We start from the raw sequence: 14,159 nt of genomic DNA on the forward strand, positions 1-14,159 counted from the left end.
ATTTTTTGACACATCGCTGCCATTGGATCTTGGTTCATGGCCCCTTGATTCATCATCCCCATACCGCCAGGTTGTGTTGCACCTTGCGCAAACACCAAACTAGATGCTGCCATCGCAATTGCTGCCAATGTAAATTGAATATTTTTCATTTTGTTTTCCTTAATTATTAATGTCCAGAATGCCCATTGGGCTTTCTTACTTGCACTTCGATTTCTTTTGTAGAGCTTGGTCTTGTTGATTGCATAGGTTTTGCAGTATTTAGTTGCGTTGGAGCTGCAGGTAATGCGCCTTTGTAAGCCTCTGCCACCGTACCAGCCGGATGCTTATACCAACCCGGATCTGCATAATCGCCAGGCTTTTGATCCTTACGTACTTTTAATACGCTAAACATACCGCCCATCTCTACCGACCCAAAAGGACCCATACCCGTCATCATGCGAGCCGTGTTATCGGGAATAGGCATTTCCATTTCAGACATATCACCCATACCCCTTTCACCCATCACCATATAGTCAGGTATCAGACTGTTGATCTTCTTGCCAACCCCCCGATGATCAACGCCAATCATGGTGGGGAGGTTATGCCCCATTGCATTCATGGTGTGGTGGCTCTTATGGCAATGGATCGCCCAGTCACCCTCTTCATCTGCAAGAAATTCAATTTGCCGCATCTGCCCAACAGCCACGTCAGTGGTTACCTCAGGCCAACGAGCAGTTTTTGGAACAGGGCCTCCATCAGTGCCTGTGACCGAAAACTCATGCCCATGAAGATGAATTGGATGATTGGTCATTGTTAAGTTTCCTACTCTGATTCGGACCTTGTCATTTAGGGCGACATTCAAAGAATCTATGCCAGGAAAAACGCGGCTATTCCAGCTCCATATATTGAAGTCAACCATCGTGGCTACTTTTGGTGTGTAACTACCAGGATCAATGTCATATGAGCTCAATAAAAAACAAAAGTCCCTATTAACATCATCAATAAGTGGATTTTGATCTTTAGGATGCGTAATCCACATACCCATCATTCCCATTGCCATCTGTGTCATTTCATCGGCATGGGGATGGTACATAAATGTTCCCGGGCGGCGAGCAACAAACTCATACATGAAGGTTTTTCCGGGTGGAATACCTTTTTGAGTTAAGCCTGTTACACCATCCATACCATTTGGTAATCTTTGGCCATGCCAATGTACTGAAGTCTGCTCTGGTAACCGATTGGTAACAAATATCCGGACTCGGTCGCCTTCCACCACTTCGATTGTTGGCCCAGGGCTTTGACCGTTGTAACCCCATAAATGCGCCTTAAATCCAGAAGTCATTTCTCGCACTACTGGCTCAGCGACTAAATGAAACTCTTTAACGCCTTCATTCATTCTCCAGGGCAATGTCCAGCCATTTAAGGTAACAACTGGGTTGTATGGGCGACCTGTACTAGGGGTCAATGGTGGCATCGTATTAGCGTTTACCTGCGTCACTATTTCTGGGGCGCCAGATAAGGCATAGCGGCCAACTGCTGCAACCGCAACAGCACCACCAGCAATACCGGCGTATTTAAAAAAATCTCTTCTTGAACTCATTATTTTTCCTTATCAATGTCCGGCAGGGTTTGCTAACATCCCCGCCCCAGTAACGCTAGGCACCTGGAGTATTGTTGGTCTGCCAATTAAGGAGGACTGCAAAGCAGCATCTGTTAACCAAAATTGTTGCTGAGCATTAATCGCTGCAATTACTGCAGAGACCTGATCTCTTGAGTCGGCAATCAACTCAAAGACACCAATAATCATGCCGTTATAGCGAAGCTGACTTTCTTCAGCAATGGCTTTGCGTACAGGTATTACTTCTTTTCGATAGTGTTGGGATATATCGTATGCAGTTCGATAGGCCGAATAAGTCTCCCTCAAATTGGAACTAGCATTTCGAGTAACGCCCTCTAGCCGATTAAATGCAGCCAAAGTTTGGGCATTCATGGCGTCCCTACTCATATTCCCCCAATCGAAAATTGGTAGTCGAATTGAGATTTCATAACCCTGCTTTGGGGTGCTCTCACCAGATGCTGAATCAAATTTAGTGCCGCGATTAAAGCCCAGCTCAATATCGGTAAAACTGGTGATGTTGTTAAGCCCCTGGGCCTTCGCTGCTGCCTCTAAAGTTGCTGTAGCCAAGCGTATATCTAGCCGCTCTACACCGGCTTGCTGCGCAATAAATTCGGTGTTTGGTGGTTGCTTAGGCAGATCAGGTAAACGATCGGGCAATTTCAGTTCTTTTGCCTGAGCTTCACTTAGCCCAAGAGCACGAACAAGCTCCTCCCTACGGCTTACTGAAGTCTGTTGTGCATTAGCAAACTGCGTGGCCGAATCTGCATAAAAAGCCTGCTGCCTTGCACGAGTAATCTTATTGAGATTACCTACCGCCTCCATGCGCCTTGCTAACTCAGCACTTGCTTCTGCACTTCGAAAAACTTGATCGGCATATTTAAGGGATTGCTCTGCTGCAACTGCACGAACCCAGGCTTGGCGAACCAAAGTAACCTGATCAATGATTTCGGTCGTTAAACGCAATTGAGCTTGTTCAATTCGCTTATCAGCTATTCCTTTGCGCTGTGGCAAAGTAATCAGATCTAATAATCCAAATACAAACCAGCGATTAAATTCGATCTCTGGACTAGTAACCATTCGCTCAAAAGCAAAATAAGGATTAGACATTCTGCCTGCTTGGGCAGCAGACGCTGCTTCAGACCAATTCTGGGCAATAAGTGCTTGAACGGCTGGACTATTAATCAAGGCAAGCTGAACAGCATCGCTTTGATTTAAATTCTTAGCCAGCAGCTCCTGAGCTCTACCCTGAAGAACATCACGCTCATCTGACGATTTTGCTAAAACAACCTGGCCATTAGTAAATTTACTCGAATCTAGATTCGTTTTTTGTAAGGCCTCGTCAATATTGACGCTAGCGCATCCAGTAAGAGCACTCGCAAATAAGATTGATACTATTTTGTATCGTTTATTGAAAGGCATGGTCATCATCATTTAACTCCCTCGTGATGATTTTTCGAGTGCTCTTCGCTTGTTGGCGCCACATCAGCCTGAGCAGCTTCTTTTGCATACACTTTCCATCCGCCGATCTTTTGGACGGTAGCGTTAGCCTGCCTCCAAGGAATGATCTCCTCTTCCGAATAAGGCTGATAATTTTTAAATACTGACGTGTACTGCAGCGACTCGGCAATAAACTTTGCCGAAGAACCATTTACCGCCGCATCTTGCGCCGATGCAACTGGACTACCTAGTAATGTGAGCGCCAATAGAAACATTCCATTGCCCCACATGCATTTAAATATGCTCATAATTTCTCCAATAGACAAACGTAGCGACAAGACTTGTCGCCAAAATCTACTTACTACTGAGGAAATTTAAATCCGAGGGGGTTTGTAAATGCTACCTAGCGATTGGCCGAGTGCCAAAGTAGGAGCGTAAGGCAGTAGATTGTCCGCATACTGCAAAGGAGCAACTACGGAGGATGAAACTGTTAAATCAGCAATACCAACGCAGCACTGAGAAGCGGTATGGCACTTTGTAGCCACTTTCTTTGCCGACTTTTCTATCGATGAAGTGCAATCGTTACATTGCTTATGCTGCATATGAGAGTCAGCATTATCAGCATGAGTCGCAGCTTGGGACTGGTGCGCATGGTGTTGATCGGAAACGAATACGGGCATGCTAGCCGCATGAATCAGGCTAATAAAAAAACTTAAACATAAGAAAACGCATACTTTCCGCATTGTTTAATATTACACTGAATTTAGAGCTTTGTCGGCCTTACTCTTCACATTTTGAGTCTAGGTATTAACTTACTGGGCTATTGAGGCTATAAATTCAAGAAGATGTGAATAATCCATTTGGTTTGTAAATGGGTGTTTATCGTAAAGTGCTACAAGAACCCCCACCACCCCCCACCAAAAAGATAGTAGATTCGAAATCCATGTCAGATAAAGCCGCCAAACTCAATGCCCAGTGCAACTGCATCAGCGTAGACAAACAGAAACTAGATATTGAGGTTCATCGCCTTATTAGTGATCTGGACCTTGCTGATTCAACTGCTACAAAGATAGGCTCGATGCTCTCAAGTAGCGGAGTATTTATTGACCAAGCCGCCTTAGATCAGATGAAAGCATTAGTAAAAGCGGTCTATAAAGTTTGCGAAATGCCTTTATTTCAAAAATTAGTTCTTGAGCAAGCTCCATCCATTGCTAGACATCAACAAAGTACAAGTGGTGTTTTTTATGGATTTGATTTTCACCTAGGGGTAAATGGCCCGCAATTAATTGAAATCAATACCAATGCAGGCGGCGCTATGATTTCTGCCCTTGAAATTGGGGCATCGATAAATTGCTGTGAGCCAGTAGAGAGACGCTTGGGAGCAAGAAATATGCCCAATGAAATTTATGAGACTTTTCTGGATATGTTTACCCGGGAGTGGAGATCCTTCAATAGGGATCCTTCTGCGCAATTAAAGACGATTGCAATCGTTGATGAGAGTCCAACTGAACAATTCTTATATCCTGAGTTTCAACTCTTCCAAGCCCTGTTTCAAAAGCATGGAATCACGACAATCATCACCTCTCCAGATGGTCTCGTAATTAAAGATCAAAAGGTTTACTTCGGCGAAGTCCAAATTGACTTAATCTATAACCGAACGACCGACTTTTATTTTCAAGGTTCATCATACGAAGCGCTTAGAGACGCTTATCTTCAAGATCTTGTAGCCATCACCCCAAACCCCTTTAATCATGCAGTATTTGCCAATAAAGATAACCTTTGCATCTTAAGCAATCGGGAACATCTTGACTCCCTAGGGGTTGACTTGGCTATACAAGAAATACTCCTAAGCCACATTCCGGAGACTGTAAAAGTGTCCTCTAAAAACGAAGAATCTCTTTGGACAAATCGCAAAGACTACTTTTTCAAGCCCAGTCAAGGCTATGGGAGTCGCGCTGTATATCGCGGAGATAAATTAACTAAAGGCGTATGGGGTCAAATTAAGGATAAAAGCTATATTGCACAAAAAGTAATTCCACCAAGCAAACGAACCATCACGATTGATGGTAATGAGGTTGATCTTAAAGTCGATATTAGAGATTATGTCTTTGAAGGTAATTCACTCATTTCAGTAAGTCGCATATACCAAGGGCAAACAACAAATTTAAGAACCTTGGGAGGCGGCTTCTCACCTCTTTATGGCGTAGACTAAGACTGATAAGGTTTAAGACACAATTTAAATTTCTATCTTCTTTAATTCTGAAATTGCAATCAAATAAGCTCAGTCACTAAAATTACTGCGACTACTTCTGGCCGATTTGAGTCATCTGAGTGAATTCAATCAATTTGGATCTTATCGACCCAAGGGAGACCTTGGAGGACAAGTCCAGTAACTCATCCCCCTAGTGTGTTACTACCTTGACCGATCCATCCACATATAGTTCTGCTGCATCATTTGGTTCATCATGTTCTGCTGCATACCCATGTATTGATCCATCATGTATTGGCGTTGCTTTAACTGCTCAGGTGTTAATTTAGAGTAATAGGGGCCCATACCATTCCAACCCATCATGTGTCCACCCATCATGCCGCCGTTACCACCACAACAACCCATCATTCCCGAACCCCACATGCCTTGCATCATATTCATGTTGCCCTGCATTGTGCTCCAGTGAGCCTGCATCAGCTTTTGCCTTTCTTGCGGATCTTGAGTTGCACGGATCTGATCCATCTGCTGTTGCATCTTTTTAAAGTTCTCTTGAATTTGAGCGGCTTGCTTATCAAACTCCGCTACATCAACATTTTTTTGTTGTGTCTGTGAGGCTTTAGTGCCTGCCCCTGCTGATTGCGCCAAAACGGGCGCACTTAATAAAACACCCAAACTTAAAATCGCAACACATCCTAGCTTTTTCATCTTAGTACTCCTTGAGTTAAATGCTGAATATTGACTACTGTCTAACTTCTTAATAACCGCAATCCATTTGCCACTACTAGCAAGCTCGCACCCATATCCGCAAATACCGCCATCCACATCGTGGCTTGCCCTGTAAAGGTAAGCACAAGGAAAATAGCTTTAATGCCAAGAGCAAGAACAATGTTTTGAGTCAGAATTAGAGCGGTTGATTTGGATAGCCGAATAAAGGTAGCAATCTTGCGTAAATCATCATCCATTAGCGCAACATCAGCAGTCTCTATCGCAGTATCGGTTCCAGCCGCCCCCATCGCAAATCCAATACTTGCTCTTGCTAAAGCGGGGGCATCATTAATGCCATCTCCAACCATGCCTACCTTTACATTGGGATCCTTTTTTAGGCGACTGTCAATTATTTTGAGCTTATCTTCAGGCAATAAATTACCCATAATCTCATCGACACCCACCTGTTTACCTATTGCCTTAGCGGTGTGCTCATTGTCACCAGTGAGCATGATGGTAGTCACGCCTAATTGGTGAAGCTCATCAATAGCCTGCTTGCTTGTTTCTCTAACAGTATCGGCCACCGCAATAATAGCTAAAACCTCTGTTTGGTTGGTAAGCAATACGGCCGTTTTGCCCTGCTGCTCTAGTGGTAATAAACGATTCTCAATATCATCAGAGCACAAACCCAATTCTTCAATCAGTCGATGATTGCCAAGGTAATACAAATTACCCTCAATAACGCCTTTGACACCGCGACCCAGAATCGCCTCAAAGCTATCTACAGTCTTTAAATCATTCTTTTGCTCTTGATTAGCATGGGCAATTGCTAGAGATACGGGATGATCAGATCGTGCCGCAAGACTGATGGCAATTTCGTGAATATGCTTGTCATTGCTACTTAATGCAAAAAAGTCCGTTTGTGCAGGCTTCCCGTAGGTTAGTGTCCCTGTCTTATCTACTGCTAAGACCTTCATGCTCCGTCCTGCTTCTAAAAAAGCGCCTCCTTTAATTAAGATGCCTTTTCTTGCAGCGGCTGCTAAGCCACTCACAATCGTTACTGGTGTTGAGATCACCAAAGCACAAGGGCAGGCAATCACTAACATGACTAATGCTTTATAGATCCACTCTTGCCATGACTGCGCCATTAACAATGGAGGCAAAACAGCGACTAACACCGCAAGCAAAAAAACAGCTGGCGTATAGATCTTGGCGAATTGATCAACAAAACGCTGGGTGGGCGCACGACTTCCTTGCGCTGCTTCAACTGCATGAATAATTCGAGCTAGCGTTGAATGAGTCGCTTCTGCAGTAACTTTGTATTCGAACGATCCTGTCTGATTGATCGTTCCTGCAAATACCTCATCGCCAACTATCTTATCGACGGGTAGGCTCTCACCCGTGATTGGCGCTTGATTTACTGCCGAGTTACCACTTATTAATATGCCGTCTAAAGCTATTCGCTCTCCAGGACGCACTCGAACTAAAGCACCTAAAGCGATAGCCTTTACATCCGTTAGCACCCAAGAGCCATCGGCTTGCTGAACGGTTGCGGTTTCAGGGGTGAGGTCTAATAAGCCACGAATCGCATTACGAGCACGATCTAATGACTTGGCTTCAATTACTTCAGCTAGAGTAAATAAGAACATCACCATGGCGGCTTCTGGCCAACTTCCAATCGCCATCGCGCCTGTGACTGCAATTGACATTAAGGCATTGATATTGAGATTGCCATTCTTTAATGCAATCCAGCCCTTTTTATAAGTGGTAAGGCCCCCTGAAGCAATTGAGGCGATTACTAGAGCAATGACAATCCACTGATTACCAAGTTGCAGCAATTCCATGATTTCAGCCAAGGTTGCAGTGATACCTGCAATAGCCAATGGCCACCAATTGGTTTTAGGCATAGGCTCAAGTGAGCTGTCCTTTGTAGAAGTCTCACCAATTTGTAGCACCGCCTGCATTCCAATTGAACCCAAAGCGGACTCGATAGCGTCAAGTGAGTTGAGATTGTGACCAACCGTGAGCATCCTTTGCATTAAGTTAAAGTCCAGCGACTCAATGCCGCTTACACTCGCTAGCTTTTTGCGAATAAGCGCCTCTTCAGTTGGGCAGTCCATATTTTCAATGCGATAGATGGCCTTATTCTTGCTCGGTATTTCAGAAGCCTTTGTCACAGGGGTTGATGTTGAACAACTACAGGAGGTATTGCATTCGCTCATAGCGGAAACCTAAATGATGAAGACATAAAACATTTAACACCCTATAGTAACTATAGAGTCAAGGGATTAGAATAAAAATGTAAAAACTTGGAGGTCAAATGAGAATTGGTGAACTAGCAACAGCCACAAGCACTCAAGTGGAAACTATTCGGTTTTATGAACAAGAGGGTTTGTTAGCAAAACCGGCTCGATCTGAGGGTAACTTCCGAATCTACGGGGATCAGCACCTGCAACGCCTTACATTTATTCGCCACTGCCGCTCGCTGGACATGACCTTAAGTGAAATTCGTCAATTACTTCGCTTAAAAGATTTGCCCGATGAAAACTGTGATGCAGTAAATGAATTGCTTGATGCCCATATTGAAGGTGTAAGCAATCGAATTAATGAGCTACGCCAACTTGAGCGACAATTAAAGCTGCTCAGAAAACAATGTCATGCGAATCAGGACTCAGCACATTGCGGGATCTTAAATAAATTATCGCTACCCGTGAAGTAAAAAAGAGGTGGCACTACCGCCTCTTATTAGCCGAAAGCAGTCATCGGCCTTTTGCCGATTTACCAATAACCAATCGTTAACACCCAAGGAACCCTGTCTAAAGCCAATTCGACATTTTTAAGCCCGTTGGGAACAATAGACAATATTGGGTCGTTGTGAGTGGGAATGTTAAGCACTGATTAGCCGTGAGCGTCTCGAAACACGACGGTTGTCGGGTTAACCGACATAGTAGGATGCCGTTAGCAATGGACCGATAACGACCCAAAACCAACTATAGATGGGCGCTGTCTTTACTATTCAGCGAGGTTAATCCAGATCATTTAGGGCGACCCAGAGTACAGACTAGATTGAGCTGATTTAGGCTATAAATTAAATCCTGCTGTAATCACTTTCGCTTTTATCTTGATAACTGCTATAGCCTTAGCTCCCTTGGGAATAGCGAAATTACCTTTCACTTCCAATTTGCCTCCATTAGGCAGTAGCTCATAATCTTTTTTATCTGATCCAATTAAGACTGTCAGCTTTGCGGTCCCACCATCTATAGGTATCGGTTTACCGTGGTCCGTCAAATACAGCGATAGGCTATCAGGCTTTGCAACCAATTCAACATCAATGTCCTTAGCCTCTACTATGACACCGCCATGCATTGGCTTTAAATCATGGCCGGCTCCAGCATGGGCTGGACCAATAAAACTGATTAGCAAGGTTGCAATCACCATCATTGATTTCATATAAACCCCTTTAAATTAAAATACTTCGTTAGTTTTCATATTGCTCAAGGCTATTTCAGATGCTTTTTTCCCGTAAAGCCAAAACATGGCTGGCGTTAAAAAGGTATCCAATAAGGTAGAGCTGATGAGCCCGGAGAAAATAACAACTGCTACTGGATGCAATATCTCTGTACCAGGACGCTCTGCTTCAAATAACAATGGTGCCAAGGCAAAAGCTGTGACCAAAGCTGTCATTAGTACAGGACTTAAGCGCTCAATTGATCCGCGAATAATCATTGCCAGACTAAACGATTCACCTTCTGACTGCATCAAATTTAAGTAATGGCTAATTTTTAAGATTCCGTTACGCACAGATATTCCTGCTAGCGTGATAAATCCTATTAATGCAGCAATCGAGAGTGGCTGGCCTGAAATCCACAAACCAATCACTGCTCCGACCATAGCTAAGGGAATGTTAGACATAATCATTAAAGATAGGCGCATGGACTTATAGCGGTTATTTAAAACCGCAAACATCAAAAGAAATGATCCAATCGATAGCAAACCAATTACTTTAGATGCCTCTTCTTGCGCTTTAAATTGACCATCTAAAGTAATAAAGTAACCCTCTGGAAGAGTCTGATTAGAGATCACAGTTCTAATATCAGCCACGATATCTGACAGGGCACGCTTGGAGGCATTAGCCGATAAGACAATTCTTCGCTTACCGCCGTCTCTGCTAATTTGATTTGGGCCATCCCCATCCTCAATGCTAGCAATTTTGGAGAGTGGAATTTTTCCATTTGGCGTATCAATCAAGATATCAGCAAGCCCTTCTAAATTTCTTGCTGAGTCTGGTAACTTGATCACTAAGGCAAACCGTCGATTACCCTCAATAATTTGCGAGAGCCTCTCCCCTTCAACCATGCCCTGCAAGGTGGCCATAATCTGAGATGTTGAAACTCCATATTGCGCCGCCTTATCGTAATCAATTCGGACCTTAATTTGTGGTGCTAAAACCTGCTTTTCTATTTCTAGATCAACTAAGCCTTCAATGCCTGCCAATTTCGATCTTAGAAGGTCGGCTTGGCTACGCAGCACGTCCAAATCATCGCCAAAGATCTTAATAGCAATTTGCGATCGCACTCCTGAAAGCATGTGATCTATTCGATGTGAGATTGGCTGACCGATCGCAATTGCAGCGGGTAAGTTAACTAATCTTGACCTGATATCTGCCTGTATCTCAGCCATGGAGCGATCTAAATCTCCCGCAGGCTTTAAACCAACATCTAACTCGCTCACATGTACACCTTCCGCATGCTCGTCCAATTCTGCGCGGCCACTCCTGCGTCCAACATAAGTCACTTCTGGAACCTGCCTGACTAACTTTTCTGCTTGGCTAGCTACGCCCGCCGATTCAGAGAGAGAGACACCAGGATTTAAACGCAATCCGATCAGTAAAGTCCCTTCGTTAAAGGGCGGTAAAAATGCGCTCGCCATAAAGGGAACACTGGCAGCAGCGACTATGACGGATGCAAAAGCATACATCAGAGGCTTTTTAGGCGCCGCCAATAACCTTGATAACTGAACCTCATAATGGCTTTTAAGCCAAGTGACAATCTTTGTATCGTGATCCCTCAGGGACTGCATTGAGGGCAGCAAGTAAAAGCAGAGTACTGGCGTGATAGTGACTGAAACTAAAAGCGATGCAAGAGTAGAGACTATAAATGCAATACCCAAAGGCACAAATAGTCGCCCCTCTATACCTGGTAATGCAAATAATGGGATGAATACCAAAACGATGATGGCTGTAGCATAGATAATTCCGGTTCTTACCTCAAGCGATGCGGCTCTCACAATCGCTAGTGGACTTAATTGGTCTAAAGATGCTTTATCTAGATTTACTCTAAGGCGACGAATTACGTTTTCCACATCAACTACTGCATCATCAACCAGGCCGCCGATTCCAATGGCTAAGCCTCCTAAGGTCATCGTATTAATTGATAAACCAAAGTACTTAAAAACTAGGGCAGTTAAGAGAATTGAAACTGGAATTGCTGTTAATGAGATGAGGACCGGGCGAATTGTTCCTAAAAAGAAATACAGCACTACAGCAACAAAGATTGATGCGCCAATCAGCTTACCCTCTAAAGTGCTAATGGATGCATCAATAAAGCTCGCCTGCCTAAATGTTACTTTAGGAGCTTCCATGCCAGTTGGCAAGCCCTGCTTTAATTCTGCAATAGCCGATTCAATCTTTTTTGTTAGCGCTACCGTATCTGCTGAAGGTTGTTTTTGTACACCTAGAATGACTGCTGGCCCACCTTCATAACCGGCATCGCCTCGCTTAACTGCTGGTGCAAAAGTAATATCTGCAACTTGTCTTAAAAGTATTGTTTGTCCATTGCGGTTCGATACGGCAATGTTCTTTAAATCTTCAAGGCTAGAGGTTCGCCCTATATGACGAATAAGATACTCACGATTATTGGACTCAAGAAATCCACCAGACGTATTTGCAGAGTAGCCCCGCAATGCATCTTCAATCTGCAATATGCTAAGGCCTAGCTCCGCCATACGGCGAGTATTGGGTTGCACTTGAAACTGCCTGACTTGCCCACCTATAGGAATGACTTGCGCTACCCCGGGGATAGCCATCAATCTGGGTCGCAAAACCCAATCAGCATACTCGCGAACCTGCATGGATGAAATCTTAGATTCATCAATCGGAATGGCAATTTGCATAATCTCACCCATGATCGAACTAATGGGCCCCATGCGCGAAACAATGCCATCCGGAATTGCTCCCTCCATAGATGACAGTCTTTCTGAAACCATTTGTCTGGCGCGATAGATGTCTACAGTCCAGTCAAAAGTAACGTATATGAAAGAGAGGCCGGCGCTAGATACTGAGCGAATAGCCTCTACTCCCGGTAAACCATTCATAGCCGTTTCGAGTGGGAATGTAATGAGTTGTTCAACTTCTTCTGAAGCCATTCCGCCAGCCTCGGTCATGATGGTGACAGTAGGCTTATTCAGATCGGGAAAGACATCCACAGGCATCTTGCTTAAGGTGTAGGCACCATAGAACATAGATATAGCACCGAGCAAAATCACTATCATGCGATTTTTTAAGCTGAAATCTAATAACCAAGTAAACATGTCTTAATCCTTAACGAATTTGATTGATGAGGGATGCCCCATCAGTAATGACTCGTTCACCATCTTTAATACCACTAGTAATAACAATGCTCTGACCATCTAAAGGCTCATATACAACTGTTCTTGGCTCAAATATTTCTGGGGACTTTTTAATCCAGACAATTGTTTGGTTCGAGCTGCTTTTGACTAATGATTTTGAAGGCGCCTTTACTCCAGTGATCTTGCTATCGGTATTTACAAATACTCGAATGGGCTGACCTATGGGTAAAAATTGGAGATCGTCCGATTTAGCAGAAAAAGTTAGAGGTAAGGCTTGCTCTCTGAGGGTCTGTCCACCACCAAGATACTTGAGCTCAATCACTTTGCCATTGACATCCACCTTGCCATCAGCAATGTTCTTACTCAGACTTGAATCGTAGGCAAGCGCTTCTATTAATAGCTTGGATGGATTAACGACCTCAAAGATTAGATCTCTTGCTTGCACTACTTGGCCAGATACGACACCCGTAGTAGAAATAATTCCGCTGACTGGGGCTCTTAATTCTTCATTAGCAACAGCGGCTTCTGCCTCTTCAATAGTCTTACGAGGGACCGTATCGCTCAGATCTCGCAAACGCTTTAGTCGACTTTCCGCAAGTGATCTTGATTTTCCTGGGCCAGCCTCTGGCGTTACATACGCCAAGACATCGCCTTTACTAACCTTCTGTCCGGGCAATGGAAAACCAGCTGGTCCCGGCGTAATACGGCCAGCAACAATCGCTTGCACCTTACCGCCAAAGTTAGGATCCATAATGACTTTTCCAGCTAAATCATAGGTTTTGGCATATTCGCCGAACTGGCCAGGAGCTGTCATCACGTGTAACTGGCGTTGCGCAGGCTTGGGAATAAAAAGACTGCCGTCCGACTGTCTTTTAGGGGCGTCACCTTGAACTTGGGATACTTCCGACTCGCCATGACCCGGCCCAGCATAAACCTTAAAAGCAAATAGCGCCACAGATAAACTAATGAGGACAATGGGGCGAAATACAAAATCTCTCTGTTTGCGATTCATACCCGCTCCTTAATTTGTTTGATTAGTTTTTTTGTATTCGTCATCAACACCTCTTTCTTGCGATAAGACAAATAGGCAATTGCCATCAAGAGGCTGAAATAAAGCAAGATCTTTATTGCTGATTTCCAAGTGATCAATGAGGAGCGCTCAAAGGAACTTAGATCTATAGTGGCTGCTAGTATGTCGGTAACATCATCATTAATCGTGATGGTGATCGCAGTAGGCTGATCTTTAATTTTATTTTTTAGGCGAAAGAGATACTCTCCATCGCCATGAGGCTCTGAACTAATTTTAGAGCCCTCAAGCTCAATTTCAACCTTGGCTCCTTTGACCAATTCATTGGAGGAGTAGCGATCTAGGTAGAGCGTGATTTCCTTGCCGTTAATCACTCCTACCGCCTCATAGAGATCAGATTCAGCATAAAAGCGAGGTAGTGATTGAGTTTGTGCAGTGGTGGGTTTTTCCTCCCCATGACCAGGACCTGCATAAGTTGCCGATGCGATCGTCAGAAATAGCGCAATTAATAGTTTTGACGCCCACTGACTATATTTGTTCAATAAATTCATAGTTAA

12 protein-coding genes are annotated in these 14,159 nt (G+C 44.0%); 2 read left to right on the forward strand and 10 right to left on the reverse strand.

Annotated elements, in window-relative coordinates:
* Positions 1-166 precede the first annotated feature (166 nt).
* The 4 genes from ICW03_RS07525 to ICW03_RS07540 form a co-directional block, all read right to left on the reverse strand.
* A complete protein-coding gene (locus tag ICW03_RS07525; RefSeq protein ID WP_215346980.1) occupies positions 167-1,579 on the reverse strand; it encodes a multicopper oxidase family protein in 1,413 nt (470 codons plus the stop codon).
* A 12-nt stretch (positions 1,580-1,591) separates the two neighbouring features.
* Positions 1,592-3,025: a TolC family protein gene (locus ICW03_RS07530; RefSeq protein WP_215350261.1), complete on the reverse strand. Its 1,434-nt coding sequence runs from the start codon at positions 3,023-3,025 to the stop codon at positions 1,592-1,594.
* Positions 3,025-3,342: a hypothetical protein gene (locus tag ICW03_RS07535; protein WP_215346982.1), complete on the reverse strand. Its 318-nt coding sequence runs from the start codon at positions 3,340-3,342 to the stop codon at positions 3,025-3,027. The genes ICW03_RS07530 and ICW03_RS07535 overlap by 1 nt, the downstream gene beginning before the upstream one ends.
* Positions 3,343-3,408: 66 nt before the next feature.
* On the reverse strand, positions 3,409-3,714 hold the full coding sequence (locus ICW03_RS07540; protein ID WP_215346984.1) for a hypothetical protein: 306 nt from the start codon (positions 3,712-3,714) through the stop codon (positions 3,409-3,411).
* A gap of 446 nt (positions 3,715-4,160) precedes the next feature.
* Between ICW03_RS07540 and ICW03_RS07545 the strand changes: the two genes are divergently transcribed.
* Positions 4,161-5,246 carry a hypothetical protein gene (locus ICW03_RS07545; protein ID WP_215346986.1) on the forward strand — a complete coding sequence of 362 codons (1,086 nt, stop codon included), beginning with the start codon at positions 4,161-4,163 and terminating at the stop codon, positions 5,244-5,246.
* Between the two features lie 201 nt (positions 5,247-5,447).
* Here ICW03_RS07545 and ICW03_RS07550 read toward each other — a convergent pair whose 3' ends face one another.
* Entirely contained in the window at positions 5,448-5,948 is a 501-nt protein-coding gene (locus tag ICW03_RS07550) for a hypothetical protein (RefSeq protein ID WP_215346988.1), read from the reverse strand.
* Positions 5,949-5,989: 41 nt separating this feature from the next.
* Complete coding sequence (locus tag ICW03_RS07555; protein WP_215346990.1) at positions 5,990-8,170, reverse strand: heavy metal translocating P-type ATPase; 2,181 nt, start codon at positions 8,168-8,170, stop codon at positions 5,990-5,992.
* Between the two features lie 98 nt (positions 8,171-8,268).
* On the opposite strand from ICW03_RS07555, the gene cadR reads away from it, so the two are divergent.
* Positions 8,269-8,667, forward strand: a complete 399-nt coding sequence (cadR, locus tag ICW03_RS07560; protein ID WP_015421828.1) for a Cd(II)/Pb(II)-responsive transcriptional regulator — start codon at positions 8,269-8,271, stop codon at positions 8,665-8,667.
* A 362-nt stretch (positions 8,668-9,029) separates the two neighbouring features.
* On the opposite strand, the gene ICW03_RS07565 is transcribed toward cadR, so the two are convergent.
* The 4 genes from ICW03_RS07565 to ICW03_RS07580 are packed head-to-tail and all read right to left on the reverse strand — an operon-like array spanning position 9,030 to position 14,153.
* Entirely contained in the window at positions 9,030-9,398 is a 369-nt protein-coding gene (locus tag ICW03_RS07565) for a hypothetical protein (RefSeq protein ID WP_015421829.1), read from the reverse strand.
* A 15-nt stretch (positions 9,399-9,413) separates the two neighbouring features.
* Positions 9,414-12,536, reverse strand: a complete 3,123-nt coding sequence (locus ICW03_RS07570; protein ID WP_015421830.1) for an efflux RND transporter permease subunit — start codon at positions 12,534-12,536, stop codon at positions 9,414-9,416.
* Between the two features lie 10 nt (positions 12,537-12,546).
* Positions 12,547-13,587: an efflux RND transporter periplasmic adaptor subunit gene (locus tag ICW03_RS07575; protein ID WP_015421831.1), complete on the reverse strand. Its 1,041-nt coding sequence runs from the start codon at positions 13,585-13,587 to the stop codon at positions 12,547-12,549.
* Positions 13,584-14,153, reverse strand: coding sequence for a hypothetical protein (locus tag ICW03_RS07580; protein ID WP_015421832.1), 570 nt, complete (start codon positions 14,151-14,153; stop codon positions 13,584-13,586). Before ICW03_RS07580 ends, ICW03_RS07575 begins: the two co-directional genes overlap by 4 nt.
* Between the last annotated feature and the right edge of the window lie 6 nt (positions 14,154-14,159).

It is taken from the genome of Polynucleobacter sp. MWH-Aus1W21, from assembly GCF_018687275.1.
GTDB lineage: Bacteria > Pseudomonadota > Gammaproteobacteria > Burkholderiales > Burkholderiaceae > Polynucleobacter.